The sequence below is a fragment of the Rhodopirellula sp. UH5 genome (assembly GCF_056839225.1).
This window is the reverse complement of record NZ_CM166390.1, coordinates 7,296,519-7,322,932: the sequence shown is the minus strand read 5'-3', so window position 1 is coordinate 7,322,932 and position 26,414 is coordinate 7,296,519. Positions and strand designations below refer to the sequence as shown.

General features: G+C 58.0%; 22 protein-coding genes. 9 read left to right on the top strand and 13 right to left on the bottom strand.

All coding sequences use genetic code 11. The features are described 5' to 3' along the window. Nucleotides 1–535: 535 nt before the first annotated feature. Nucleotides 536–1,675 (top strand): S49 family peptidase, encoded by a 1,140-nt coding sequence (locus UH5x_RS26250; protein ID WP_482634192.1) that lies wholly within the window; start codon nucleotides 536–538, stop codon nucleotides 1,673–1,675. A 24-nt stretch (nucleotides 1,676–1,699) separates the two neighbouring features. Here the strand turns inward: UH5x_RS26250 and UH5x_RS26245 are convergent, their stop codons facing one another. Continuing rightward, nucleotides 1,700–2,641, bottom strand: a complete 942-nt coding sequence (locus UH5x_RS26245; protein ID WP_482634191.1) for a WecB/TagA/CpsF family glycosyltransferase — start codon at nucleotides 2,639–2,641, stop codon at nucleotides 1,700–1,702. A gap of 152 nt (nucleotides 2,642–2,793) precedes the next feature. On the opposite strand from UH5x_RS26245, the gene UH5x_RS26240 reads away from it, so the two are divergent. Together UH5x_RS26240 and ald are read left to right on the top strand one after the other, a co-directional pair. Further along, nucleotides 2,794–4,029, top strand: coding sequence for a sulfatase (locus tag UH5x_RS26240; protein ID WP_482634190.1), 1,236 nt, complete (start codon nucleotides 2,794–2,796; stop codon nucleotides 4,027–4,029). A 3-nt stretch (nucleotides 4,030–4,032) separates the two neighbouring features. Beyond that, the gene (gene ald / locus UH5x_RS26235) at nucleotides 4,033–5,118 is read left to right on the top strand and encodes an alanine dehydrogenase (RefSeq protein ID WP_047817527.1); all 1,086 of its coding nucleotides are present in this window, start codon (nucleotides 4,033–4,035) and stop codon (nucleotides 5,116–5,118) included. A 468-nt stretch (nucleotides 5,119–5,586) separates the two neighbouring features. Here the strand turns inward: ald and UH5x_RS26230 are convergent, their stop codons facing one another. Beyond that, a complete protein-coding gene (locus UH5x_RS26230; protein WP_047817528.1) occupies nucleotides 5,587–6,465 on the bottom strand; it encodes a hypothetical protein in 879 nt (292 codons plus the stop codon). 176 nt (nucleotides 6,466–6,641) lie between these two features. Beyond that, nucleotides 6,642–8,138, bottom strand: coding sequence for a Do family serine endopeptidase (locus UH5x_RS26225; protein WP_047817529.1), 1,497 nt, complete (start codon nucleotides 8,136–8,138; stop codon nucleotides 6,642–6,644). Between the two features lie 473 nt (nucleotides 8,139–8,611). On the opposite strand from UH5x_RS26225, the gene glgC reads away from it, so the two are divergent. Next, a complete protein-coding gene (gene glgC, locus UH5x_RS26220) occupies nucleotides 8,612–9,952 on the top strand; it encodes a glucose-1-phosphate adenylyltransferase (RefSeq protein WP_047817530.1) in 1,341 nt (446 codons plus the stop codon). 51 nt (nucleotides 9,953–10,003) lie between these two features. Then, a complete protein-coding gene (locus tag UH5x_RS26215) occupies nucleotides 10,004–10,972 on the top strand; it encodes a GGDEF domain-containing protein (protein ID WP_482634189.1) in 969 nt (322 codons plus the stop codon). Nucleotides 10,973–11,175: 203 nt separating this feature from the next. Here the strand turns inward: UH5x_RS26215 and UH5x_RS26210 are convergent, their stop codons facing one another. Then, the gene (locus UH5x_RS26210; RefSeq protein WP_482634188.1) at nucleotides 11,176–12,087 is read right to left on the bottom strand and encodes an N-acetylglucosamine-6-phosphate deacetylase; all 912 of its coding nucleotides are present in this window, start codon (nucleotides 12,085–12,087) and stop codon (nucleotides 11,176–11,178) included. Then, on the bottom strand, nucleotides 12,084–12,851 hold the full coding sequence (locus UH5x_RS26205) for a glucosamine-6-phosphate deaminase (RefSeq protein WP_047817533.1): 768 nt from the start codon (nucleotides 12,849–12,851) through the stop codon (nucleotides 12,084–12,086). Before UH5x_RS26205 ends, UH5x_RS26210 begins: the two co-directional genes overlap by 4 nt. 54 nt (nucleotides 12,852–12,905) lie before the next feature. Here UH5x_RS26205 and UH5x_RS26200 point away from each other — a divergent pair, with 54 nt between their 5' ends. Then, complete coding sequence (locus tag UH5x_RS26200; RefSeq protein ID WP_482634187.1) at nucleotides 12,906–14,225, top strand: NRAMP family divalent metal transporter; 1,320 nt, start codon at nucleotides 12,906–12,908, stop codon at nucleotides 14,223–14,225. Nucleotides 14,226–14,275: 50 nt separating this feature from the next. Here UH5x_RS26200 and UH5x_RS26195 read toward each other — a convergent pair whose 3' ends face one another. The 7 genes from UH5x_RS26195 to fliP all read right to left on the bottom strand — a co-directional run bounded on the left by UH5x_RS26195 (nucleotide 14,276) and on the right by fliP (nucleotide 20,408). Further along, the gene (locus tag UH5x_RS26195) at nucleotides 14,276–15,616 is read right to left on the bottom strand and encodes a PLP-dependent aminotransferase family protein (RefSeq protein WP_047817535.1); all 1,341 of its coding nucleotides are present in this window, start codon (nucleotides 15,614–15,616) and stop codon (nucleotides 14,276–14,278) included. A gap of 334 nt (nucleotides 15,617–15,950) precedes the next feature. Then, nucleotides 15,951–16,445 carry a hypothetical protein gene (locus UH5x_RS26190; RefSeq protein WP_236696776.1) on the bottom strand — a complete coding sequence of 165 codons (495 nt, stop codon included), beginning with the start codon at nucleotides 16,443–16,445 and terminating at the stop codon, nucleotides 15,951–15,953. Nucleotides 16,446–16,566: 121 nt separating this feature from the next. Beyond that, nucleotides 16,567–17,268, bottom strand: coding sequence for a DUF2461 domain-containing protein (locus UH5x_RS26185; RefSeq protein ID WP_047817537.1), 702 nt, complete (start codon nucleotides 17,266–17,268; stop codon nucleotides 16,567–16,569). Nucleotides 17,269–17,273: 5 nt separating this feature from the next. After that, nucleotides 17,274–18,356, bottom strand: a complete 1,083-nt coding sequence (locus UH5x_RS26180) for an EscU/YscU/HrcU family type III secretion system export apparatus switch protein (RefSeq protein ID WP_047817538.1) — start codon at nucleotides 18,354–18,356, stop codon at nucleotides 17,274–17,276. Further along, on the bottom strand, nucleotides 18,349–19,143 hold the full coding sequence (locus UH5x_RS26175; RefSeq protein ID WP_047817539.1) for a flagellar biosynthetic protein FliR: 795 nt from the start codon (nucleotides 19,141–19,143) through the stop codon (nucleotides 18,349–18,351). Before UH5x_RS26175 ends, UH5x_RS26180 begins: the two co-directional genes overlap by 8 nt. Before the next feature lie 2 nt (nucleotides 19,144–19,145). Beyond that, nucleotides 19,146–19,412, bottom strand: coding sequence for a flagellar biosynthesis protein FliQ (fliQ, locus tag UH5x_RS26170; protein WP_047817540.1), 267 nt, complete (start codon nucleotides 19,410–19,412; stop codon nucleotides 19,146–19,148). A 6-nt stretch (nucleotides 19,413–19,418) separates the two neighbouring features. Next, on the bottom strand, nucleotides 19,419–20,408 hold the full coding sequence (gene fliP / locus UH5x_RS26165; RefSeq protein WP_236696789.1) for a flagellar type III secretion system pore protein FliP: 990 nt from the start codon (nucleotides 20,406–20,408) through the stop codon (nucleotides 19,419–19,421). Nucleotides 20,409–20,810: 402 nt separating this feature from the next. On the opposite strand from fliP, the gene UH5x_RS26160 reads away from it, so the two are divergent. Continuing rightward, nucleotides 20,811–22,184 (top strand): EF-hand domain-containing protein, encoded by a 1,374-nt coding sequence (locus UH5x_RS26160; RefSeq protein WP_482634186.1) that lies wholly within the window; start codon nucleotides 20,811–20,813, stop codon nucleotides 22,182–22,184. A 39-nt stretch (nucleotides 22,185–22,223) separates the two neighbouring features. Here UH5x_RS26160 and UH5x_RS26155 read toward each other — a convergent pair whose 3' ends face one another. Then, a complete protein-coding gene (locus UH5x_RS26155) occupies nucleotides 22,224–22,886 on the bottom strand; it encodes a PilZ domain-containing protein (protein ID WP_047817543.1) in 663 nt (220 codons plus the stop codon). 236 nt (nucleotides 22,887–23,122) lie between these two features. Between UH5x_RS26155 and UH5x_RS26150 the strand changes: the two genes are divergently transcribed. Beyond that, nucleotides 23,123–25,072: a hypothetical protein gene (locus tag UH5x_RS26150; protein ID WP_482634185.1), complete on the top strand. Its 1,950-nt coding sequence runs from the start codon at nucleotides 23,123–23,125 to the stop codon at nucleotides 25,070–25,072. A 109-nt stretch (nucleotides 25,073–25,181) separates the two neighbouring features. Continuing rightward, nucleotides 25,182–26,411, top strand: coding sequence for a polysaccharide biosynthesis/export family protein (locus UH5x_RS26145; RefSeq protein ID WP_315852670.1), 1,230 nt, complete (start codon nucleotides 25,182–25,184; stop codon nucleotides 26,409–26,411). Nucleotides 26,412–26,414: the final 3 nt, after the last annotated feature.

Below are 26,414 nucleotides of genomic sequence, written 5' to 3'. Positions count from 1 at the left end.
AATTGGTTCTCACCCGTCAGAACGCGAAAAATCGTGACTCCGATCACTGCGGCCCAAAGCAATCGGTCCAGACTGATTTGAATGACTCCGTTGAACGCGAAAAAGGCTGGCCCAAAGACCGTTCCTAAAAACAACACGGCCATCACCAACGTCCAGGTGCGGGCGCCGCGAAGCATCGGGATCGACCACGGAATGATCGCCAACAGAATCAAGATGAGAAGCAAGGTCATGTCGAACCTTAGCTCATTCGAGACAGCACTCGGCAAATCCAATCGAGTTTTGTCGCCCTCGCCAATCATCCACTTTAACGATTGCGACGATTCTGTTGGTTGTGCGTGTCACGACGGTCGCACGCATCCAACTCATTCTCCCGAGCGAAACGTTCGATTCGATTGAACGGGCGATCCATCGTTGGCACGCGTCCCACTCCGTCATCCCGCTCGCGTCAGGAAACCACGTGCCGCGCCGCGAAAAATCTTGTCGTCTCTCCGTCGCACGGGCGTTCTGCACGAGCATTCTCGCCTGGGTATGCGTGATGAGCGTGGCAGGTTGCTCGCATCCCATGCGAGCGTTGGTCGGTGGGAACATGCGGATCGATGGCGACATGGGCGTCCAAGGAGACATGGGTGTCGACGGCGACATCAACATGAACGGCACGATGACCACGGTCAGCAAGACCGACAACACCGCCTCACCTATCCGTCCGGTTGAGATCGACGCCGCGTCGCCTGGTTCCAACTCACGAATCGCGATTGTGGATGTGGACGGGTTGCTGATCGACCGCAACTTCAGCGGGTTTGGCTCGATGGGAGAGAATCCTGTCGCCCTGTTTCGCGAAAAGATGCGTTGGATCGAATCCGACCCCACCATCTCCGCCGTTGTCCTGCGGATCAATTCGCCCGGGGGAGGCGTGACGGCCTCGGACATGCTGGCTCACCAGCTTCAGCACCTCAAGCAGGCTCGTGGTATCCCTGTCGTTGCCTGCTTGATGACCACCGGAACTGGGGGCGCGTACTACCTGGCCACCCATGCCGATGCCATCGTCGCGCACCCAACCTCGGTTGTTGGCGGCATCGGCGTGATCTTGAACAACTACAACATGGAAGACACGCTGGGCCAGTTCAACATTGTTTCCCTGCCGATCAAATCGGGAGACAAAATCGACGTTGGATCGCCCGAGCGAATGATGCAACGCGAAGAGCGTGATTTGTTGCAAGCGATGGCCGATGAATTCCACGAACGTTTCATTGCACAAGTCCGCTCATCCCGTGGAGATCGTTTGGTGGTCACCAGCGGCACCAACGCAGCGAACATGGACGAATTGGAAGACGCGGACGGGGAAATGCCGGAGGATGAACCCGGCGACCTGATTCCGTTTGATGGCCGCGTGGTTTCCGGACAGCAAGCTCGCTCACTGGGATTGGTCGACCAAACGGGGTACCTCGACGACGCCGTGTCACTGGCTGGAAGCATGGCGGGTCTTTCGTCTTCGCCCGCCTTGGTTCTTCTGCGTCGAGACAACGACCGAGCGATGTCTGAATTTGATGTCACACCCAATGTTCCGATGACTTCGATCTTGCCCATTCAGTTGCCAGGTTTGGATCGCAGTGCGATGCCAACGTTCCTGTATTTGTGGCAACCCGACCCGAGCATTGTCACCGCCAACGGCGGCTGATTCCGATTTCGAGCTTATTTGAACTCAGGAACTCATGCCCCAGCTCTTGACCGTGTTCTTCCAATCCGCGGTCAACGCGGAACACAGGTAGCCGATGTTGGACATGTAGCGAGGCACCAACCGTTTGGGGTCGCTGAGCATTCGATAGGCCCACTCCATCCCAATGCTTTGGAAGATTTTGGGGGCGCGTTTCGCGGTCCCGGCCAAAAAGTCGAACGAAGCCCCCAGCTGAATGCTGACGGGCACACCGATGCGAGCGGCATGTTCAGCGATCCATTGCTCCCCTTTGGGTTGCCCAAACGCCACGAACAACAGGTCCGTTCCGGCCTCACGAATTCTCGCGTCTTGAGCCGCCTGTTCATCCGGCTTCAAATCGCGAAAGGGCGGCGATTCGCAACCAGCGATTCGCAGACCTGGGTACATGGCTTTCAATCGCTGGGACGCTTTGTCGGCAACACCGGGTGCACCGCCTAAGAAGTAGACACGATGACCACGCTGGGCCGCCCGTCCGCACAAGTGAATGATCAGTTCGCTGCCAGCGACTCGTTCGGGAAGTGGTCGGTCGGTCAATTTGCTGCGAGCCACGATCGGTTGCCCGTCCGCCAAGACCAGTGCCGCCCGATGAGTGATCTGTTGCAACTGCGTTGACCGGTGATGCAGCATGCAATAATTCAGGTTCGCCGTGATCACGTACTGAGGCGTTCCAGCGATGATCAATTGATCGATCGCATCGACCGATTGCCACATGTCCAAGCGATCAAAGGGCACATCCCAAACGTTCACGGTGTCGCGAACAAAAGGAGGAGCTGTCGCGACCGAGGCTTCGGGTTGCGTCAGAACCGTGGTTCCGAATCGTGGCCCCGATTGAAATTTGCCCTTGGCTTCTTGCGAGGCTGGTGGCACCACCACCGGCGAGGCTGAGGTGGACGAAGCGGGATAAGAACTGACGGAAGAAGCCGAATTCATGGCGGAGCGTATTCGATGAGTGGTTGAAAAATCGTTCCAACCGCGACAATCGGTGCTCCCGTCATTCTGAGAGTGACCGTGCCGCGATAGACTGCACTTTCAACCCTACGTCACGTTTTCTGCCGCAACGCAAATTTGGTCCCAAGCAACGCATGCTGATCTTCACGCTGGAAGGATTCACCCCCGCTGCGATCTCCGCCTACGGGTCGTCTTGGAATCGAACCCCCGCTATCGATCGCCTGGCGGCCGAAGGCACCACGTGGAACCGAGCGATCACGCCGGTCACCGATCCACTGGAACAATGGGACCGGTGGGCGAACACGCTGGCGGAGACGCCACAGTCAAACCACATCGTCGTGATCACCGACGACCCGCGATTGCTGGAACGAGATTCCGCCGCCGTGTTCGATGAGATCATTTTGCTGGAAAGCGACGTGCCGACGGCACCCGACGCGGACGATGAATCCGACACAATTGATATCGAGGACACCTCCATCGGTCGCTTGACCGCCCTCGCTGCGGACCGAATCGCACAAGGCGACTCGGTCTGGCTGCACACGCGTTTCCTCACGCATTGTTGGGACGCCCCTCGCGAACTCAGCGACGACACCATCGCGGACGAACCCAGCTACTACGATGAGGAATCCGGGGAGGACCTTCCGGCAGAGGAACTCGGCGACGACCATGATCCCGTGCCCTTCATCGTCGAATCAGCCACTCCGCCAAACCATTCCATGACCGCGGACGACGATCCGGACTGGATCACCACCTGGATGCGAACCTATGGGTGTCAGATCAAATTGGTCGACGCCATGCTCGACATCCTGAGTTCGGTGCTGGAGCCCGACGAAACGATCGTGCTCAGTGGGACCAGCGGTTTTGCCCTGGGACAAAACGGTTCGATCGGGCATCGCACCGGTCCCTGGCGTTCGTGTCACCTGCACGTGCCGCTGGTCTGCTCCGGTGGATCTGGGCTGCGATCTCGATTGGTTGCCTCGGCCGATGAAGTCGCTGCGGTGATCGGCATCCGATTGGGCAACCCGAGTGGGGACCTTTTGCCAACCCATCTGTTTGCTGGTGAAAACGTTGTGGACACTCCAACGGAAGAATCCAACCCCGAGGAATCTTTGCCTTCAAATGCCTCGTCGCCTTCGCCAACGGAGCGTGTTATCACCCAACATCGCAGCGTTCCCATTGCGATCACCACCAACGATTGGTTTTACGTTCCTTCGGACGACCACTCCTTGCCCAGTGATGCAGTCGAGCGATGTCACCTGTACCTGAAGCCCGATGATCTTGACGACTTCAACAACGTGGTGCGTTTGCGACAAGAAGAGGCGGACCGACTTCACCAAACCCTTTTGAACGAATTTCATCAAACAGAGTGATTCATGATTGTTGGCGTGCCCTCGGAAATCAAGACCGACGAATACCGTGTTGGCATGTTGCCCGTCGGGGTCGCAGAACTGACTCAAGCCGGTCACACCGTTTTGGTGCAAGCCGGGGCGGGCCTGGGATCGGGGTTGCCCGACCATGACTACCTCCGGGCGGGTGCCGAATTGGTTGCCACGGCCGAAGACATTTTCGCGCGAGCGGACTTGATTGTGAAAGTCAAAGAGCCTCAGGTTTCGGAGTACGAATTGATTCGTCCCGGCCAACTGGTGTTCACGTACTTTCACTTCGCGGCCGACGACTCGCTGACCAAAGCCATGCTCGATAGCGGCGCGACCTGCCTCGCGTATGAAACGCTCCGCAACAGCTCGGGACAACTTCCGCTGTTGACACCGATGAGCGAAGTGGCCGGCCGGATGAGCATCCAAGAAGGTGCGAAGTTCCTCGAACGACCTCAAATGGGACGTGGCATCTTGCTGGGTGGTGTTCCTGGTGTCGCCCCCGCTCACATCACCATCCTGGGTGGCGGCGTGGTGGGCGCCAACGCGGCCAAAATCGCCGCTGGATTCCAAGCCGACGTGGCGATCTTGGACGTCAACCTGGACCGCTTGCGGTACCTCGATGACGTGATGCCCGCCAACGTGAACACGTTGTACAGCGATCGGCACAACATCGTCGAACAACTGGAACGAGCCGACCTTGTGATTGGTTCCGTGTTGATCCCTGGCGGCCGCGCGCCCAACTTGGTTCGCGCCGAAGACCTTCGCATCATGAAGTCGGGTGCAGTGGTCATCGATGTCGCGGTCGACCAAGGCGGTTGCATCGAAACCAGTCGCCCGACCACGCACAGCGAGCCCACGTTCATCATCGACGAGGTCGTCCACTACTGCGTCGCCAACATGCCCGGAGCGGTCGGCCGGACCAGCACCTTCGCGCTCTGCAACGCGACGATGCGGTGGGTCATGAAAGTCGCTGCGGCAGGAATGGATGGCGTCCTGCAAGACACTGGCCCGCTTCAAACCGCAGTCAACATCCACGCCGGCAAAATCGTCCACGAAGCCGTCTCCAACGCCTACCAAGCCTGAACGCAAGAGACCTGTCGTCCCTTCAGGTTCCATTGGCTAACGCCAATGGCTACACCCTGTCGCCACTTCGTGGCTGGAACGTTCACGCGAGCCCTCTCGACACAACCATCCAACCAGTCCCAACGGGACGACACGTTGTCGCCACGGGCGCGAGCCCGTGGATGCCCGACAACCCACACCCCAAAAGCCCCGAAGGGGTGACAGGTGTCGAGACCTGGCATGACACCTGTCGTCCCGTCAGGACTTGGTGAACTCGTTCCTTGCCGGTTCCATTGGCTGACGCCAATGGCTACATCCTGCCGCCACTTCGTGGCTGAAACGTTCACGCCAGCCGTGTCCATCGGCTGACGCCAATGGCACCATCTTGTCGCCACTTCGTGGCTGAACCGTTCGCGCTAGCATTCGCCGCTGCCCAAACTCCGCGCGGGGCTGGGACCTGCACTCATCTGATTCAAGCTTCAGAACCGATCACTCGTCCAATTCGGCATCGTCGGATTTGGAATCAGATTCGCTAGGCTCAATTTCGGCTGGCTTCGCTTCGTCCGCTGGCGAAGTTCCTTGCTTGGACGACGAATCTTCCTCTGGTTCACCGAACAGAAGTTCGGGTGCGTTTGGATCCTCCAACCACTCGATTCGCTCGACGGTCACGTAGTCGTAGTCATTGAACAAGACTCGGACGTGGGTTTCCCCCGCATCGCCTCGGACCACAAACACGTAGCTGGCCGCTTCCGCGTCGGTGTGGTCGTCGGTCAGTTCCCAATCGTAGGCGACGTACTGGACCGTTCCAACTTCTTCCAGGATCGTTGGATTCTCTTTGATCAACTCGTGAGTCGATTGCGCCATCGCGGAATCGAAGGGCACAGGAATGGTCTCCAACTGCACTCGCGTGTCCAAGTCCGTCTCGTCGGGAATCAAATCCACGCGGTCGAACCATTCGTCTTCCTTGGCGCTGACCTCGACCCGCACGATCGCCTCGCCCACCGTTCCAATCACGCGGTAAAAGTACTCGTCGGTGTAGACCGAATTGTCGAGGTTGTGCTCCGCGGCGAACTCAACCGACTCAATCTCGCCCACCTTTTCTTGGAGGACTTCATTTTCCGACAACGCGTGCTGCAAGGCCGTGGGGGTCTCCTCGTCGTCGGCCATGTAGTCGTAGTTGACCGCATTGAGTTCGCTGGCAAGCCTTTCGACCGCGTAGTACCCCAGCCCCAAGACACCTCCGCACATCAGCAACATCGTCACCGAAACAATTGCGACGATGATCACCGTGTTCTTGGAAGAACCACCGCCACCGGACGATGAATTCGGAACCGGTTGGCTGTACGGTGAGTGCGGCGCGTGGGACATGGATGAATGTCTTGATTGAATGAATGCCGAAAGAAAGCGATGCCGACCGAAGTATAAACAAAAACGGGCCGGTGAATTTCACCGGCCCGTTCGCATTCTTCGGATCCCTCTTCATTCCGTCTCCGCGGATGCATCGCAATGAAACGCGATGCACCCACCACCAGAACTCATCGCCATCACTGCAGCGGAACGATCATCCGGGTGTTCCCACGACGAATGATCAATCGCAATGGGATGCCTTGCCGCTTGGCTTCCGCAATGATCACTTGCAATTCGTTCACCGATTGGACCGCGTTTCCACCGGCACTTTCGATCACATCGCCGGCCATCAGTCCCGACTCCGCCGCGATTCCATCGTCTTCGACTCCGACCACGATCAATCCCGATTCCATTCCCGTGTATCCATAGCGCCGAGCGGATTCAGGAGTGATTGGTTCGAGCTTGGCACCCAGAACACTGCCGCCATGGAACATCGCCATCGCTTCACTGGTTCGCTCTTGCAGATCAACGGTCTTGTCCAGCGTTTCGCCGTCGCGATTGATGACCATCGACACGCTCGCCCCTGGAGGGCGACTGGCGATGTAGTTGACCAATTGCGAACTGCTACGGACTTTCTTTCCATCCACACTGACAACCACATCGCCTGGTTGCAGATTCGCATTCGCGGCGGGTTGTTTGTCCAACACGCCTTGAATCAGCGCACCGTCTTTGACCTTCAAACCCATTTCATCGACCAACTCCGGCGTCACATCGCGGACTTGGGCCCCCAAGAATCCTCGCCGCACTTGACCGTTTTCGATAATCGACGTCAGCACGGGCCGAGCCAGCGAAACAGGGATTGCGAATCCGATGCCGGCGCTGGCACCGCTGCGAGAAAGAATGGCAGTGTTGATCCCGACCAACTCGCCACGCAAATTCACCAATGGGCCACCTGAATTCCCCGGGTTGATGGCCGCGTCGGTTTGCAAGAAGTCCTCGAATCCTTGACCGTTGTTAACGATCTGACGGTTGCGATTCTTGCCACTGATGATGCCCGCGGTCACCGTTTGATCCAAACCGAAGGGACTGCCGATCGCCAGCACCCAATCACCGACTTGAATGGCATCGGAATCACCGAAGGCGATCGCCCGCAGGCCTTCGGCTTCAATTTTCAAGACCGCCAAATCTGTTTCGGGGTCCGTCCCCACCACTTCGGCGGGCAATCGGCGATCGTCGCTCAGCTCCACATACACTTCGTCGGCGCCTTCCACCACGTGATTGTTGGTCAGGATGTACCCGTCTTCTCGAACAACCACACCACTGCCCTGGCCTTCGCGAGCGGGCATCTGCTGGCCGCCTCGCGAACGCTCCTCAAAGAAATCATCGAACCCAGGCGGCAACTGGCTTCGCAGTCCCGGCGGCAAACGATTGCTCACGGACTTGGCCGTCGTCTTGGAACTGATGCTGACAACGCTGGGACGCATCGCTTCGGCAACGGTTCGAAAGGAAGCCGACAAATCCTGAGCCGTGTTCAGTCCCTGCCCCGGATCGATCGACGTCGCAGCCCGATTCGTTTGATCCGCCATCGCGTCGGACCGCATGCCATCCGGCAAACTCACCACGACAGCGGTGGTCAGCGTGGCAAGCCACAAACTTCCCAAAGCAAAACTGATTGGTTTCCATTGATTTCGCATCGTGAATATTTTCTCCTGAGAGGGGATGGTCGGGGTGAGTGATACTTCGCTCGTACCGTGGCGAAGTCAACGCACCATCGCGAGACCTCGGCCAAACTCTTGTCATGGAAAGCTCGCCTCCGACTCCGGCACGGATTGCCATGACTTTTCAGAGCAGTACTACTGAGGAGGATGCCCGTTTGGTTCACTTTGAACCGGAGATGAATTTCGACGCACACCTCCGAATTGTGCCCCTGAGTCCCCGGTTCGGTCCCAAATGTGCAATCCCTGGGTCTCACGCTCGCAGCAGGCAAGAACACACGAATCGCCTGGCTGAGATCGCCAATCGGGTGTGCGTTATTGAGCAACGTGCGCACTCACGCTGTCGAATGTCAAAATGGTCAAGCTGTTCCGCATCGACGCATGAAATTCCCTTTCACGCCAATGAGGGAAAACTAATTTCCGCTCGACAGTCAACAAGGGACTTTGCTAGCATGCTCGTTCAGCATGTTGCGGGTGCCGACATGCCCAACGCGGTAGGAAACCACGAATCCATGATGCGACAAACAGTAACGGTAATTTTGGCCGGAGGTCGTGGCTCACGACTGGAACCACTCACGCGCGATCGAGCGAAGCCGGCGGTGCCCATTGGCGGCGCTTATCGCATCATCGACTTTGTGCTGAGCAATTGTTTGAACAGCGATATGCGACGGCTGTTGCTGTTGACGCAGTACAAAGCCCAGTCGCTGGACCGACACATCAACGTGGCCTGGCGGAACTATTTCTGCCGTGAATTGGGCGAATTCATCGACGTCGTTCCGCCTCAGCAACGCATCGATGACAATTGGTACCAAGGCACCGCCGACGCGGTCTACCAAAACATCTACGCGATTGAACGCGAAGCCCCCGAATACGTGGTGATTTTGGCAGGCGACCACCTGTACAAAATGAACTATGAATCGATGGTGAACTTTCATCATCGCAAAGGCGCGGATGTCACCGTCGGCGCGCTGCGTGTCAGTCGCGAGGAAGCAAGACAGTTCGGCGTGATGCAGGTCGACACCGACAATCGGTTGGTGGAATTTCAGGAAAAACCAGAAAACCCGCGTCCCACACTCGACGATCCCGATGTCTGCTTGGCATCCATGGGCATCTACGTGTTCAACACCCGGTTCCTGTTCGAGCGACTGTGTGACGACGCGACTCAGCCCGACAGTGACCACGACTTCGGCAAAAACATCATCCCGGGTGCGATCAAGGACAGCCAAGTCTTTGCGTTCCCGTTCACCGACGAGAATCGCAAACGCGAAGCGTACTGGCGAGATGTCGGCACGCTGGAGGCTTACTACGAAGCCAACATGGACCTGGTTGGCGTTGATCCTCAACTGAATCTGTATGACCGACAGTGGCCGATCCGTTCGTTCCAGCCTCAACTGCCGCCCCCCAAGTTTGTCTTCGGCAGCGAAGGCCGCTCGTCACGTCGCGGGGAAGCATTGGATTCAATCGTCTGCCAAGGCGCAATCATCAGTGGCGGTTGTGTTCGCCGCAGCGTCATCGGCACGGGCTGTCGCATCAACAGCTACGCTCAAGTTGAAGACAGCATTTTATTTGACGATGTGAACGTCGGCCGCCATAGTCGCATCCGCCGCGCCATCATCGACAAGGGAGTTCAGATCCCGCCAGAAACAGAAATTGGATATGATCTGGCGATGGACCGCGCTCGTGGTCTAACAGTCACTGACAGTGGACTCGTTGTGATAGCGCGCGGCGAAATGATCGCCCCCCCAGTCACCACGAATGGATCCCCTGGTCCATCCCCGACTTTGACTTCCTGACCGCTGTCTTCGGCCAATGCTGAGGGCCTCCTTGCTACCCTTCGCAGCACCGTGAATCCGTCTCTGATCGCCGCTGGTTTCTTCTTTGCAGCGGTCTTGGTTGCAATAGGCTATTTCGTTGGCCGGCGGCGACGCAAACTCCCGACTGCCGTCCCCGAAGGTCCGATCATTCACGAGGACGAACGTCAGCGAATGCTGGGTTTGCTCGAAGGTCTTTCGCGATGGACCAACGAATACTCTGGCAACGTTTCGAACTACCAAAGCGAACTGGGCGAACTCAGCGACGCGATGCGAATCAGCATCCAACAATCGCGATCCGGATCCACTCGTACCGGCAACCAAGCTGACAACCAACACGCCAGCGACGCTCGCATGGTGACGCTGATCAATCAGATCATGTCCACCAACACCGAATTGCAAACTCGGTTGGAGGCCGCCGAAAAACAGCTGGAAGAACAGACTGAGCAGATTCAGTCCTACCTGACAGAAGCTCGCACAGACGGGTTGACGGGATTGTACAACCGCCGCGCGTTCGACAAAAAACTGGATGAACTCTTTGTGGCTTACCGCGGTGGCGGCAAGTCCTTCACGCTGATCTTGATCGACATCGATCACTTCAAAATGATCAACGACACGCACGGTCACCCCATCGGCGACGTTGTCTTGCAACAGATTTCTCAACGCCTGGGCAACGGCATGCAAGACGCCGAGATCGTCTCGCGATTTGGCGGCGAGGAATTCGCGATCCTGACCTATCTGCCAATCCGAGTGGCAGCGGACAAGGCCAACAAACTAAGAGAACGCATGGCCAATGACACCATCGAAATCGGCTCCGCCGATTTGACCGTCACGTTGAGCGTCGGGCTGAGCACGCCACATGAAGACTTGGTCATCGGTCCCATCGTGCGTCGCGCCGACGAGGCTCTGTATTCCGCGAAAAACATGGGTCGCAACCGAGTGTATTTCAACGATGGAAACGGGGCACAACTGATTGGTGCTCCGGAGATTGTCCGCTCCTAGAGACGCTCGGCAGGAATGAGCAGGCACAACCATGTGAGCCGTTTGGGCGTTCGCCTGGGCCGCGAAGTGTTTGGTTTTGACACCGCTTTGGACTGCGCAGGTTTTGTTCCTCGACTTCGCCCCAACGGGGCAGCCCAGGGCAACGCCCTGGGTTGTGGCTTCGAATCGACCAAGAATTCCAATCTCAAGCTGACGCTCGGCAACTACTTTCCGTCCAGCAATCGCGCCGGATTGGTCTGGGTCCAAGCCTGTATGCGGGCCTCGTCGATGCTCAATTCTTGGCGGAGCTTTTCCGTCATGCTCTGAACCGATGTGGCGCAGCCAGCGAAGTGTGTGCGGCACTCGGCCCAGGCCGCACCGTCATCATCCACGTGCACGTTTTGACCGGCCAAGGCATACGTCCCAGGCCCCAACCCAGCCGCACTGATCGCATCACTGACGATGATGATGTTCTGTTCGGGCACACACTTCAAATAGTTGCCCAGCGCCATCATCGGAATGTGAAAGCCATCGGCAATGAAGCTGATCGCCAACCGCGAGGCACGTGAGAGAACTCGCTGCACAATGTTGTCGTGACGAGGCACTTCCGAGGGACACGCGTTGCCCAGGTGAGTGAACATGGTCAGCCCAGAATCCATCGCGACATCCAAATCCTTCAACGTCGCGTTGGTGTGCCCTGCCGCCACGATGATTCCCTGATCACTCAACCAGTTCGTTGTCTTGCCGGCGGAGTCTTGCTCCGGTGCCAACGTGACCAATCGAACATGCCCGCGGCCTGCATCCACCAATCGCTGCGCGTCCTCCAGATTCGCGGCACGGATCTCGGATTTGGGATGCGCCCCCGCGTAGCCATCCAAAGGGGAAAGGAACGGTCCTTCCACATGGATTCCAGCGACCGTGTTCGCAACCTCGTCATCCTGTTCCATCGCGTCCACCAGGCGGCCGATGCGCGCGCACATGGCGTCCATCGAGTCGGTGATCACCGTGCCCAAGCACCGATCCACCTGATGCGATCGCATGGCTCGACAGGCGTCCAGAACCTGCTCGATCGACAACTCATCGCCGTTGAAATCCACGCCCGCGTAACCGTTGACTTGCAGATCGACGTGGCTCAATTGCCAGGCTCCATCGAATTGCGAGTGTCGCGATCCAGATCAGCGGACGACGCGATGTCAATGATCAGTGTCGCATTGGGATGCTGATGCAGTGCCGAAGCCGGAACCATGGGGTCGTTGACCACCGACAATGTTTTCGCAACCGCTTCGGCCTTTTGAGCGTCGGGCACGGAACAGAAGATCTGACGTGACTTCAGGATCTGCTGAACCGACATGCTGATCGCTTGCGTCGGCACTTCCTCGAGAGACGAGAACCAACCTTCGCCGACCTGTTGCTCGCGACACCGTTGGTCCAAGTCCACCAAAAGATACGGGTCGGTGGTGGTGAAGTTGGCGGGCGGATCATTGAACGCCAGGTGCGCGTTCTCACCGATTCCCACCAAGGACACGTCGATGCGTGTTTGACGAAGCAAATCGCCCACACGCTTCATCGTTTCCACCGGGTCGTGATCCCCACGAAGAAAATGAAACTCACCTGGCGAAACCTTTTCGACAAAGCGTTCGCGAAGGTACTTGCAAAACGAAGCGGGATGATCCGGCGATATCCCAACATACTCGTCGAGATGGAAACCGGTCACTTTGGACCAATCGATGCCTGGTTGTTCTGCCAGAGACGACAAAACTTCAAACTGGGACGCACCGGTCGCCACAACGATATTGGCATGACCGTACTCGTTCAGTGCCATTCGGATGGAATCGGCGGCATTTCGGCCCACCCACAGCCCCATTTCGAAGCGGTCAGCGGCTAGGATCTTGTTCAACATTGGCGGTCGCAGAAGGCGGCTAACAAATCATTCGTTCATCGACAAGGCTTCATTGTGACACAGCCGGTAGCAGTAAACGAGAGTGGTTGGAAACGATATCGTCGAATTGGCCCCGCGATTGTGGTCGCGGCCGTCGTCCTCGGCCCCGGAAGCATCGTCAGCGCCAGCCGTGTGGCGTGCGGCGAAGGCTTTGATCTGCTGTGGATCGTGCCTCTGGCCGGCATTTTGATGATCGGAATGACCGCTGCCTCGATGACCATCGGCGTTTGCAAAGAAAAAACACTGTGCGGCCTGGTCGCCGATCGTTTTGGACGCTGGGCCGCATGGGTCGTCGGGTTATCCCTGCTGATTGCGATCACGTTGTTCCAAGCCTCCAACAACAATGCGATGTGGATGGCGGTCAGTGGTTTCATTGGCCACGAAACAGTGGACAAATGGTCAACGCTCGGCCGTGCATCGGGATTGCTGCTGTTCAACGGAGCCATCATTGCATTGGTGTGGCTCGGCCGCCGCGACCTGTATCGCTGGATCGAACGAGCGATGGCGTTCCTCGTCGGTGCAATGGTTCTCTCGTTTGGAGCCAGCATGTTTGCATCGGCACCGGATTGGAGCGAAGTCATCGGCGGACTGATCCCCCGTTTGCCGACCCCGGACACAACCACCACGCTGCCAACCGAAGCCGAAGCGGTGGCCAGTTCCGACAACGCTTCGATCGCTTGGATGAGCATGGCAGCGCTCGTCGCCACAACGTTCTCCGTTGCCGGTGCGTTTTACCAGTCCTACCAGGTCAAAGAAAAAGGCTGGAAACGCAACAACCTCTCGACTGGTTTGGTCGACGTGTTTGTGGGAATTTCTTCCTTGGCCCTGATCACGGGGATGATCTACGTCACCGCCGCAACAGCCCTGCACGGCAACATCGCCCCCAAGGATCTGACCGACGCGTCCGTCGTCGCCTTGTCACTCGAACCGCTGTTCGGTTCCTGGGCCCGGATCGTTTTCTCCATCGGAATCTTCGCCGGTGCGGCCAGTTCGTTCCTGGTCAACGCGTTGATCGGCGGCGTCGTCTTCTGCGACGCGATCGGAACGGATTGTCGAGTATCCTCTCAACCGGTCCGGCGAGCCACCATTGCAGCGTTGCTCGCTGGATGGGCAGTTGCCAGCCTGGCCGCGTTGACCGATGTCGACCTGGTCAGCTTCATCGTCATCGCCCAGTCCCTGACCGTGCTTTGCTTTCCTTTGCTTGCCGGCGTGATCGTCTGGCAGTTGCACACCTTGGACCGTCACGATGTCGCCTGGCCCATCCGAGTGCTCGCCTGGATCGGCTTGGCCGTCGTGATCGCCCTGTCCCTGAAAACGCTCAGCGGGTTGATCTGAGCGTGTTCGCGACAATCAGTTGAAACCGAGCCGCGACCGAGGCCAACGCTTCAGTGAATCGCTGCGGCAAACAGTTTCGAGATCCGAGCCTGTTGGTCGGGTGTGATCCAGCGCAGATCAATTGCCACACCGTCATCGGAAGGTTCTGCCAACAAACACGCGTCCCCCTTGGCCAATCGCTCGACGATGACCGCGGGGCTGGCCGTGTTGACCCGCAACAGCACCTGTCGAGAGGGCAACTGGCCCGCGTCGAGAGACATCGACGCAGGCTCCTGCGTGACCGTCGCCGACGTCACGCCGTCCACCCCTGACAACTGCGTCGCCAATCGCTCCGCTCGATCGTGCAAGTTGCTTTCGCTGGCGGCGATCAAACGGTCCACTGGCAACCCACTGTCACAAGCCAGAAGCGCCGCCGCGTTCAACATCGCGACCAGCGCATCGGGTGCCTGCAGCATCGAAACACGCGGGTCTTCGTCCCACGCCTTCATCCATTCGGAGCGTCCGATCAGCATGCCCATGCCAGGTGTTCCGGTCAGAACTCCGCCGCCCAACAAAACCGCATCAGCACCTGCCTTGATCAACGACGCAGCACTGCTGCAGTTTTCCGAAGACCCACCCAACAGCCGAATCGAGGGTGCCACCACGACTTCTGAAACATGATGCTTGCGTCGCGATTCCGGATCGAGCGAGCAGGACGCTTTTGACAACCGCACCAAGGTCGTGGTTCGTTGACCGCCGAACGATCGACTGGGACAGCCCCCCATCGCGCTGACCACGTCGGCTTCTGTGAAGCCTTCGGCCGTGCCCACTTCGCGGACTGAGCCCCCGGTCCAGCGTTGCAATTCATCGGCCAAGTAAGCGGAACTGCCCGCTTGCATCGGGATCGCACAACAACGCGGCACGAGAATCCGTCCGGATCGCCGGCCACACTGTCCGAGCAGGCTCAAACCTGCATCAAATGAGTTGACCACCAGGACTTGAATGTCGGTGCCACTGGCGTCGGACAAAAACCGTTCAACGGGTTGAGTGCAGCGTTGTCCCTGAGGCAGAACGCAGTCGCCCATCAAATAAGGCGCCGCAGCGGCCATCACCGCTGTGTCCACGGCCACGCCGCTTCCAAGTTCGTGCGTCAGATTCCCTGATCCATTGATCAGAGAATGGGGACGCTGAAAGGACGCGGCTCCGGCCCACGCGTCGCGAAAGGGTCCCGCCCCGGCTTCGGCTTGCTTGAGGATCGAATCCACCTTTTCGCGAGCCACACGGGGCAGTTCCTCGACCAACTTCGTGGCTTGGTCCTTGAGGTTCTGAGCGGTTTCCGGATCGGTCGCTTGCCGAGCCAAATCCGCCACACCACGTCGCAACAAATCCACCGTCCAGGGAGGCAGTGCCATCAGAAATCGTTTTCAAAAGAGAAGAAGACCAGTCCGAAACCGTCCGCTCCATCATCCTCCACCCCACCCCAACACGCAAGAAAGGATTTCCGGCGACGAATCGTCGCCACAGAACCACTCCGCTCCGATTGAAAAACAACCGGTTTGAAAGGAACATCGCAGCTCGATTTCAGCCCGTCCCAACGGAATGATGAGGTTCGACGCCTTTTTCGGTGAACTCCGTGTCCTCGGTGGCAACCTCCCCCGAAACAATGCCCCAGCTAAAAGAAATGCCCCAGCTAAACAGGGAAGCAGAGCTGAACAGGAAAGCACGGCATGATTCGTCCCACTGAGATCAGGGGCGTTGTTGGCCCAGGAAGTCGTTGACGTTGGCGACTCGTTCTTCGGGGCCCGTTTCAGCTTTGGGAGCACCGAACATCGAACTGAAGAACCCAGGCGAATCGGACTTTTCAGTCGCTGTCGATTCCGTTCCCGTTCCGGCGAACATGTTCATCGGATTCAAACGAGCTGGATTGAATGTTTCTTTGGTTCGCTGCCAAGACGCTGACGCGGTGGTTTTCACATCCGTCATCAACCCGTCTTTGCGTTCCACAATCCGATTTTGATCGTCGTCGGGAACCAAAAAGGATGGCATGCGAAAGCTGGGAGCCTTCGGCATCGAGGGCATCTTCCAGTTCGCTGGGTTGAGTGTTTGAGCCATCTTGGAGAAAGCTCCCGGCTCCGCGTCTTGCGCAGACACCGACGTGGCAACCAGACACTGGCTGCCGACAAACAAACAAACACAGACCGTGAGTCGATGCGAAAAAGGCGACATTTTAAAACGGGGCATTGAGAACGCTCCACGTGCTACGATTCGGAAATTCAACGTTGGATCAGCTATCGCCTTTCCGCCAGAACTGCCGCAACCCCAGTTCCCGATTTCACTTTCAAAAAAGTGTGACAAAACGGAATCAATAAGGCACGTCGACCGCATCGCAGAGGAACCGCATGAACGGCTTGGCGTCTCGAATCAATTGCGTGATCCGGGCCACCGAATCCTTGGCGGTGATCTCTTTGGGGGCCAACGTGGCGATGCCGATGAAGTCGATCCGCCGCAAGTCCTCAATCATCGGATGGTCGCGGTCGTAGTCGCGCGGGGATGTCTTCAGCCGGTCCCCGCCCAACTCAAATGAGGTTCGAAAGGACTTGGCATCGCGAGCCCGCCGCCACGCGTTGGGATCGTCTGCGATGGCGGCTCGAATCGCCGCCAGAGATTCACGCTGAGGCCGCCACACGCCCATCCCCACAAAGCATTCTTCCGCGGACAAATGAACGTAGCCACCGGGCGCATGAATGTCGTCGGACACCGTGCCGGTGAAGCACGCGTCATGCCGCAGCGAGATCCCCACGTTGGTCTTGTAAGGCGTCTTGTCTTTGCTGAACCGCGTGTCGCGGTGAATCCGCATCAGCGATCCACCTTGGGTTTTGTCAATCACACGCAGCATCGGCGCCGATCGTTTCAGCGGAACGGCGAGTTGCCGAATCAGCTCGAACGCCGGTTGCCGAACATCGTTTTCGTAGCGTGCCTTGTTATCAGCGAACCACTCCCGATGATTGTTGTCAGTGAGGTCTTCCAGGAAATGAAACAGCTCGGGTCGAATCGGAGACGTCATCAGGATCAGGCTGCGGTTGCTTGAGGAACTTTCTTGCCTTGCATTTGATACACGTACCGCAAGATTTCTGCCACGGCTTGGTATTGCTCCGCCGGAACCTCTTGGCCCACATCGACCAATTTATAAAGAGCCTGAGCCAGCTCCTTGCGTTCCACCACGGGAATGCTGTTTTCCAACGCCAATCGCCGAATCCGCTGAGCGATCATGCCTGCGCCCTTGGCCACCACGATGGGCGCCGGCATCGTCAACGGATCGTACTTGATCGCGATCGCAAGCTCCGTTGGATTGCTGGCCACCACGTCGGCCTTGGGGACTTCCGTTCCAAGTTGCCCCATCGCCAACTGACGAGCGACCTGCCGACGACGTGCCGCGACCTGTGGGTCCGCCTCGGTGTCCTTCATCTCATCGCGAACCTCTTGGTCCGTCATCATCATGTCTTGTTCCGTCTTCCACCACTGGTAGACATATTCAAGCAGCGCCAACACGAACAACCCCACGCCAATCCACAATGACACCCCGAACAAGGTGTCAAACATCGACTTGGCCAATTGGGGCACGGACAGCGACGCCATCGAGATCACGTCGCCATGGTGTGCTCGCAGTGCTAAGTAGGCGATGCCGCCGATGATGCCAACTTTGAACATCCCAAACACCAATCGCATCACGCCCTGCAAGGATAGAATCCGTTTGGCTCCGGACATCGGGCTGATGTTGCTCAGCTTGGGCATCAACTTTTCAGTCGACAGCAACAATCCCGACTGGAAGACGTTGATCAACACGCCACCGATGAACATCAAAATCATCATCGGAACCGCAGCCATCGCCAGTCGCTGTGAGATCTGCAAGATGTACTGCGTGGCATCTTGGTTGGTCATGGGGGCCAACTTGGTTTCACCGAGGGCATGCGCAATGCCTCCCGATAAATAGGCCGCCATGTTTCCGCCGATGGCGTAGAGCGCCCAAATCGCGGCCAGCAGCAGAGTCGCTGACGTCAGGTCTTGGCTTTTCGCGATCTGGCCTTTTTCGCGAGCCTGCCTGCGTTTGCGTTCTGACGCTGAGTGTTTCTTGTCTCCACCGGAATCAGACATCTGGCGTGGTCCAAATCGCGGACAAGCGCTCGACGTTCGCCGTCAAGTCTTCTTGGAACATCCAGGCGACCGAGCCGATGGTGAGTGCCGTGACCACCAGCATCGCCAGGGCGTTGATTGACAACCCAATCGCCAACACGTTGATCTGCGGCAATGTCCGACTGATCAAACCGGTCACCAGGTTCGCCAGCAACAACGCCGCGATCACCGGACCAGCCACGCGAACACCACTCGCCATCGAATTGCCCATCACCACAATCACGGCGTCCATCATCGAATCCGTGAACCGCACGTTGCCCGGCGGGATGTGCTGGAAACTTTCAACCAGCAGACGCAGCACCACCCGGTGGCCTCCCGTGATCAACATCACCGTGGTGACCAACATGCCGACCATTCGCGCCAGCGCCGGCATGCTGCTGGAGGTCGTCGGGTCCACTGAATCACCAAGCTGCATCCCGCCGGTGCTGGTGATGGCCTCCCCGGCCAGTTGCAATCCGGTGATCACCATTTGAGTGGTCGCACCGATCAGCATTCCGATCAACGCCTCGCGACCGATCGCAACGGCCAGTTCAGGCAAGTTTTCGATCGTTGGCATCGAAGGCTGGTCACACTGAGCTGCCAAGGTCGGCATCAAGATCGCTGTCAGAACCAGTGCCAGCAAAGCTCGGATCCGTTTGGGAACCCCCACACCGATCGCCGGCATCGCCATCAGCAACATGCCCAGGCGAGTCAGCACAAGTGTGCCGAGCACGAGATGACTGAAAATCAAATCAACGAAGGCTTGCATCGCTACAAACCACCTGCGTCTTCAAAGACCTGGCGAGTGAACTCAACCATCCGTGACATCAACCACGGCAAACAAGCGATCAAGACCGCGGCCATCGCCATGATTTTCGGAACAAACGAAACCGTTTGATCTTGGATTTGCGTGAGCGCCTGGATCAGACCGATGACCAATCCGGCCAGCATCCCGACCGCCAACATCGGCAGCGCCAAAACAACGGCGGCCAACAATGCCTCACGGACCAAATCAATTGCCTCGGAAGATTCAAACATATTGCGTTATCCCATTGTCCCGAAGCTGTTCATCAACATCTCGACCACCAATCGCCAACCATCCACCAACACAAACAACAACAGTTTGAATGGCAACGCGATCACGGCGGGAGGCAACATCAGCATCCCCATCGAGATCGTGACGCTGGCAACCACCAAGTCGACGATCAAAAAGGGCAGGTAAATTTGAAAGCCCATCAAGAACGATGTCTTCAGTTCGCTCAAGATGAACGCAGGCAAGAGGACACGCAGGGGCACGTCATCAAACGTGCTGGGCACGACCGCGTCGGGATCCATGTAGCCATAAAACAGCACCACGTCGTCTTCGTTGCGTGCTTCCCGGATTTGCCAGGACATGAATTCGCGAATTGGAATGGCGCCCTTTTCGAACGCCTCTTCCAATGTCATCTCCACTTCTGGATCGGTGTAGGGCTTGATTGCATCGTCGTAGACCCGCGTCCAGACGGGCGCCATCACGAACAACGTCATGAACAAAGCCACGCTCGTCATCACTTGGCTGGGGGGCAGGGACTGCAGGCCAATCGCTTGTCGTAACAATCCGAGCACGATGATGATCCGGACATAACACGTCGTCATCAACAAAATTGCGGGCGCCAGCGACAGCACCGTGAGCAGCAGCATGACTTGCAAACTGCCAGCCAAGCCCTCGGGACTGGTCCACTGATCCGGGCCTCCGGCAATGAAGTCGAGGGGAGTGCGGTCAGAGGGTTCGGAAGCTTCGAGGTTTTCCGGGCCACCAAAGAATTCGACCGGAGTTCGCTCCAGCACTTCGGGATCAGAAACGGTCGCTTTGCTGGGCAAAGGATCATTTGGACGAACAATGCTGGGTTCAGATTGCTGTGCCGAGAGGCTGGATCCCCCCCCAAAGACGCAGGCAATCAGAAACGCCTTGGCCAACCACCACGGAATGGAGGCGATCCGGTTGCGTTCGTTCACTCGAAGACAATTCAGTCGGGCAAACACAGCCAAAGCCACGGGAAAATGGAGAGCACCCAGGTTCGCCGAGCCCCACGCTCGACCGTTCCGAGTCGCGACTTTAGAAGAAGTTGGCATTTCACCGAAAGTCAGATTCTGACCCTGATCATCTCCCCTGAGCTCCTTTGGGTGAAAGTTCGTCTTCGTACTGTGAATTCAGGCCCGGATGCGTTTCTGAGATTGCCCATTCCCCACAAACCGACCAATCCCAAACAAAATGACCTCCGTTGACGGAAAAAAGAGCGTCCCCGTCGATTCGGCACCCCCAGAATCGAAACTTTTCGGACGCCAAAGGGTTGAAACGATGTAGGCTGGAAACCAATCCAATTCCACTGGTCGTGAATTGGACCTCGGCGTCCAACGCTCTCTTTTCTCGCTTCGTCTCGTCATTCAGACTTTGCCATGCTCACGAGCCCATTCTCCATCCGATTGCTGCTCATCCCTGCCCTCGCCGTGCTGATGTCATTGCCGACACTGGCCCAGCCCCCTGGAAGAGGAGGTGAAGGCGGAGGTGGCCGTGGTGGTCGCGGTGGCGGTGGCGAACGCGGTGGCGGCGGCGAACGGGGTGGCGGCGGCGAACGGGGTGGTGGCGGCGAACGAGGCGGAGGCGGCGGCCGCGGCGGTCCTGGTGGTGGCTTTGATCCCTCCAGCATGTTGTCTCGTTTGGATCGCAATGGAAACGGCACCTTGGATCCCGACGAGCAAGAAGGTCCGGCTGGATTCCTGATTCAACGCCTGGCATCGACCGACTCCAGCATCAAAGTGGGTTCGCCCATTCCGCTGTCCAAATTCAGCAGCGCCTTTGAAAAGATGCGAAAAGAACGCGAGGGAGGTGGTGACTCACGCGGCAACGACGACCGCCGAGGCGGCAGCAGTGGTTCCACAGACGAAATGGAATTGGAGATGCTGGTTCCCGGATTTGGCTTGGAAGTGGATCCAGTCTTGGTGCCCGGTTTTGGCCCCGCTGCTGAAATCATGGCGACCCCCACCACCGAAGAAGACCGCAAAAGCGCTCGCGAAACCTTGGGACGCTACGATCGCAACAAAGACGGCCAGCTTGGAAAAGATGAGATTTCGAGCCGGTTCTGGGGCAACCCAATGGACTTTGACCGCAACGGCGACGGCAAGCTCTCGGAAATGGAACTGGCAACCCGGCAAGCCGTTCGGAGAGGCAATGAAGAAGCTTCTCGCGACAATCGTCGTGATGACCGCGGCAGCAACGACGATGACAGTCGCGTCCCGGTCGAAGTCGATTTCGGCGGACGCAAGTCGTACCGGGTTCAAGACGCAGGGACGGCGGAGGGAATGCCGAGCTTCTTCGCTCAACGCGACCTCAATCGCGACGGCCAAGTGTCAATGAATGAGTACACGAGCGAATGGAACACCGATCGCATCAAGGAATTTTATCGCTGGGATCAAAACCAAGACGGCGTGATCACTCAATCCGAAGTTCGCCAAGGCGTGAACGACGGTGCCGTCGCTACGGACGCTCCGACCGGACGTTCCATGGCGGGATCAGCATCCCCCAGCAATGCGAGTTCCAGTGGCAGCAGCTCATCCAGTTCGCCCGCGGCAGACGGTCCGCCGCCGTCGGAAAAACAACTGAAATACGCTGGGACCATCATCGGACGCTACGACAAAAACAACGACGGGGCGCTCACGGCAACCGAATGGAAATCGATGTTGCTCAGCCCTGCCGGAGCAGACGCCAATGGCGACGGACGTGTCACGGTGCAAGAATACGCACAGCAAATGTCCAACCGTTCGAAACGCTGAGGCGGAACTGGTTGAGCGTCACCTGACGACAGTGGTTGGTCAAACCAAAATTTGGTTCAACTCGTCGTTGATGGCCCGAGCTGAACGCAGGTTCTGGAACACGCACCCGCACTCGCACCGATCATCTTCCGTGCGACGCAACCAGATCACGGTCACAGTCCCGCTCACGCCCGAAGGCGTGCTGATCAGCAATCGTTCCGACGGGTCCACGTGACCGAGCAAGGTGATTCGCATGCCAGATGCGGAACAATCTTCCAGCACAACATCGTGAACCTCAGGCTTGCCGTGCGCTCGACGGACTTGCACGGGCATTCCGACCTGCATGCGTTCCTCTTCCCGGCGAGTGATCAACCCACCATCCACCATTCGGTCAATCAGATCCGAATCAATCGGCCGTCGAAAACGGAATCCGAAGGTGTTGGATCCAACCGAGGTCTGCTGGTTCCAGCAGAGGCGTCCAGCAACTTCCAATTCGATTCCCAACGTCGGCGCTTGAATACGAAGCACCGCGATGGTGACATTGGAATCTTCTCCCAGCTTCGCGCGCACGGCGCAACCGCCTTGGCTGAGATCCGCTAGTTGGCATTCGTATTCTTTCACGATGTCGTCGCGAAGAATCACCACCACTGCCTGCAACTGATCACGATGCTTTGCATGGAAGCGATCGCTCGCTCGGTTTTGGCCGTTTACATCACGCGTCATGAGGATTTGGAGAGGGTTTGAGAATCTTGGGGGGCAGAACCATCTGGAAAACCCTACGTCATGAAACTCCCGGGGGGGGCAAAATTCGCAGTCGCCGTGAACTTGTAACGATTTTGCCGCTTGTCCCACCGCTGCAACTGTTGTGATTCGATCGGAAGGCAAAATCATCACAACCGGACCGAGGGACCGCCCGATGACAAGGTTGTCGAACATCATCCCGCTGTTGATCGAGTCTTATGTTGCGTCCCATCCGTCATCGGTTTGTCCCCGCGAATTGCCGTGCTCACGGTGCGCAGCGACGGCGTTCCCGGATGCTCATCGTGTTCGGGTTGGCCCCGCTGACCTTGTTGGTTTCGCCCGTTTTGGCTCAGACCACTCGCACCAACCAGTTCGTGTTGGGGACAACCGCCTCCTCCTCAGCAGGCGTCGCCGCCACGCCGGAGATTGCCACCGCTCGATTGATGCTGCCCCAATCGGACTCGTCGCTGGTCAAACAACCCGCTTCGGAAATGTCGGCTGATTTCTGGATGCCACCTTCAGCTTCCCCACCAACGGAAACCGCCGGATTCGCTGCGCACGCCCCCGTTGGGCCGAACCAGAACAGCTTCGAAACCTTCCAACCCGCAGGGCCGGAAACGGCGAAAACGTCCCGGCAACACACGGGTCATTCTGAAACCCAACCGATGCTGGGCCAACCCACACTGGCACCAGACGCGCTGCGAATCGCGATGCGTCCTGACGACCGCTCGCAAGCAACAACCGCTTGGGCAGCAGGACCATCACCGGCTTCCCCGGCGGAAAATGCGAGACCGAAACGTCTGCCCGCCGCGGGACCCTCGTCCAGCCAGACCGCGCAAACCACTCCCTTGCCACAACCACACCAGGAGTCCGTCGGTCAGAATCCCGTCAACCAACGCTTCATGGATGCGATCGCAAAACGACGAACCGAGGAACGCGCCAACGCCCCCGTCACTCCACCGGCCGCCGCATCCGGGATGTACTTGGCGACTCAAACGGCAAAATCCAAACTTGACGAAGCTTGGACTCACTTCCAACAAGCCGAGTTGGAGTACAGTTCCGCGGCCTACGCTTCGGCGGAAACCTCGGCCTGGAAAACACTGCACCTGGCTGCCGAAGCCATCGACTTGCACGATCAGCACACACGCTCTCGTTCCGCAATTGAGTCGGGACAAAGCATCACACCAGCACCTTCTCACACCGCGGTTCAGCGACTGCAATCAGGAAGCGATGCCCTGAACGAGGCTCAAGACTTCGTCGGTCCCTATGCGACCAGTGCCCCTGAGTCCATCGCTCGCTTGGCTCGTTCCCACCGCACCCCAGTCGTTCGCGAAGGCCTTCCTCGTCGCGGTCGAAAAGCAAACGCCGCTTCGCAACCCAACTCGCAGTCCGCCCCCCAAGACAACCTGGGTTGGTACACCGAGATGTTGGTCGAGAGCTCCGAGGGCGGAACGTCGTCGATTCCCAATGCAACCGAAGCCATTGACCGGTATCTCGACTTGGCTCGCATGGAACTCAGTGAAGTGGCCGGGAAAAGCCTGCTGGCCGCTCAAGCCATGGACCTACTCGCTGCCATTCGACTTGGTCGTGGCGAGGAATCGCAGTTGCCCGGTCCATCCGCGATCTGTTTGCGAAGAGCGGCTGTGCAGGGCCAGAGCAACAACCCGGACCTGGTCGCCAAACTGGGACTCCACTTGGCCGATGTCGGCTTGGTCGAGGAAGCCAGTTGGGCACTCCAGCATTCACTGACACTGCGTTATGACCCTCAAGTGTTGAGCAAACTCAACCAACTGCAAGCCATGACACCTTCCGCCACCACGGTCATGAAAGGGGCTCCCGTCCAATCGCAGGTCCAAACACGACGCACGCCTGACGTTGTCACGATGACCCCAGAACAATTCGCTTCGGTCTCCCGGAGCGTCATCCCGGGTCAAGGCCGACAGATGCAAACCGCCATCGGATCCCCCCCCGCCAGAAACGTTGCTGGAACCACGACGGTCGAAGCTCAACCGGCCAGCTACCGCTTGATGAACACTCCGCCAGCCACGGCAGCATTGGGACAAATCAATTCGAATCCCCAACCGAACTCGACTGGACCTTCCGATCCTCCCGAACCACCGACGCGAAACAGTTCCCGTTTCTTGCCTCAACTCAAAAAGTGGTGGTAAGACCATGAGCTTGATTCTCGCTCCGTCATTGTTCATCTCGACTCCGACCTTGTCGTCCGATCGTGCATCCTCGTTGCTCCGAAACAGCACCCGATGCATTGCTGCCGGAATGATGATCGCTTGGTCGTTGTTGCAACTGCCCGGCGTCCAAGCACAAGTGCGTTCGGGTGAGCTGCTGCCAGCCACCAACGCTCAACGCGTGCCGGTTCCGACGCTGACAACCGTCCCCCATGTTTCCACCTACGGGCCCTGCGGATCCTGTGGCACGCACTTGGTGCAAACAATGGAAGGTTACGGTTGCCCCAAGTGCATGCTGGGCGTCGACTGCGCCACCGCATGCGGCAGCGAGGCTCGTTGGCAAGACATGAAGCCGATGGACTTCGACAAGTATGGACCGGGTGGCTACACCGGCCCGGCTCGCATGCGTCATTTGGCGAAATACCATGTTCGCCCCGGTGATCAGCTGCAAATGGTGTACTTGGTCACACGCCGCCAAAATGCGGGTCAGTACCGGCTGATGCCCGGGGACCAAGTTTCCATCGAATCCATCGCGGACGAAGACCTGGACCGAGGAACGCTCGATAGCGGACTGCTGATTCAACCCGACGGAACCATCACGGTGCGTCTGCTCGGACAAGTCCAAGCGGCCGGATTGACCGTGCCGGGACTGCGTGAATTGCTGGAACGCGAATACAAGGCGTTCTACGATGATCCCGCCATTGATGTCACGCCGGTTCGCACCAACACCTTGGCCGAGGACATCCGAGCCGCAGTTGGTGGACTGGGCGGCTTCACCGCGCAAGCGATCACGACAACCGTCATGCCGGATGGGCATGTGCGACTGCCGGGAATCGGTCAAGTCAGCGTGCAAGGCTTCACGTTGGAACAACTCAAACGAGAAGTCAACCTTCGCTACGCAGAAGTCGTGGTGGGGTTGGAAGTCGAACCCATTCTCACTCAGCAAGCACCCCACTTTGTGTATGTGCTCGGACAAGTCGGCCAACCTGGGCGATTGGAAATCACCACCCCCACCACCGTGCTCGGCGCAATCGCCTCCTCCGGCGGGCACCTGCCAGAAGGCAACCTCCGACAAGTCATCGTGTTCCGCCGGGCTGAAGATTGGCGAATGATCAGCACGATGCTGGACCTCAACGGAGCCATCCGCGGGAAACGTCCCACGCCTGCCGATGAAATTTGGGTCCGCGATGGCGACGTGATCGTGATCCCCGATCGCCCGATCACCGTCTTCGGTGACTTTGTGCGTCAAGTCTTCACCGAAGGCGTCTATGGCATCGTCCCATTCGGCGGATTCTCCATCACCCAAGACGTCGGGAATTAGTCG

Coding starts and splice junctions, on each gene's coding strand:
- UH5x_RS26190 (WP_236696776.1), bottom strand. CDS start 16,445: ATGCCCCGTTTTAAAATGTCGCCTTTTTCGCATCGACTCACGGTCTGT.
- UH5x_RS26150 (WP_482634185.1), top strand. CDS start 23,123: ATGTTGCGTCCCATCCGTCATCGGTTTGTCCCCGCGAATTGCCGTGCT.
- UH5x_RS26250 (WP_482634192.1), top strand. CDS start 536: ATGAGCGTGGCAGGTTGCTCGCATCCCATGCGAGCGTTGGTCGGTGGG.
- fliQ (WP_047817540.1), bottom strand. CDS start 19,412: ATGTTTGAATCTTCCGAGGCAATTGATTTGGTCCGTGAGGCATTGTTG.
- UH5x_RS26185 (WP_047817537.1), bottom strand. CDS start 17,268: ATGACGTCTCCGATTCGACCCGAGCTGTTTCATTTCCTGGAAGACCTC.
- UH5x_RS26145 (WP_315852670.1), top strand. CDS start 25,182: ATGATGATCGCTTGGTCGTTGTTGCAACTGCCCGGCGTCCAAGCACAA.
- glgC (WP_047817530.1), top strand. CDS start 8,612: ATGCTCGTTCAGCATGTTGCGGGTGCCGACATGCCCAACGCGGTAGGA.
- UH5x_RS26205 (WP_047817533.1), bottom strand. CDS start 12,851: ATGTTGAACAAGATCCTAGCCGCTGACCGCTTCGAAATGGGGCTGTGG.
- UH5x_RS26230 (WP_047817528.1), bottom strand. CDS start 6,465: ATGTCCCACGCGCCGCACTCACCGTACAGCCAACCGGTTCCGAATTCA.
- UH5x_RS26225 (WP_047817529.1), bottom strand. CDS start 8,138: ATGCGAAATCAATGGAAACCAATCAGTTTTGCTTTGGGAAGTTTGTGG.
- ald (WP_047817527.1), top strand. CDS start 4,033: ATGATTGTTGGCGTGCCCTCGGAAATCAAGACCGACGAATACCGTGTT.
- UH5x_RS26180 (WP_047817538.1), bottom strand. CDS start 18,356: ATGTCTGATTCCGGTGGAGACAAGAAACACTCAGCGTCAGAACGCAAA.
- UH5x_RS26195 (WP_047817535.1), bottom strand. CDS start 15,616: ATGGCACTGCCTCCCTGGACGGTGGATTTGTTGCGACGTGGTGTGGCG.
- UH5x_RS26160 (WP_482634186.1), top strand. CDS start 20,811: ATGCTCACGAGCCCATTCTCCATCCGATTGCTGCTCATCCCTGCCCTC.
- UH5x_RS26240 (WP_482634190.1), top strand. CDS start 2,794: ATGCTGATCTTCACGCTGGAAGGATTCACCCCCGCTGCGATCTCCGCC.
- UH5x_RS26155 (WP_047817543.1), bottom strand. CDS start 22,886: ATGACGCGTGATGTAAACGGCCAAAACCGAGCGAGCGATCGCTTCCAT.
- UH5x_RS26175 (WP_047817539.1), bottom strand. CDS start 19,143: ATGCAAGCCTTCGTTGATTTGATTTTCAGTCATCTCGTGCTCGGCACA.
- UH5x_RS26245 (WP_482634191.1), bottom strand. CDS start 2,641: ATGAATTCGGCTTCTTCCGTCAGTTCTTATCCCGCTTCGTCCACCTCA.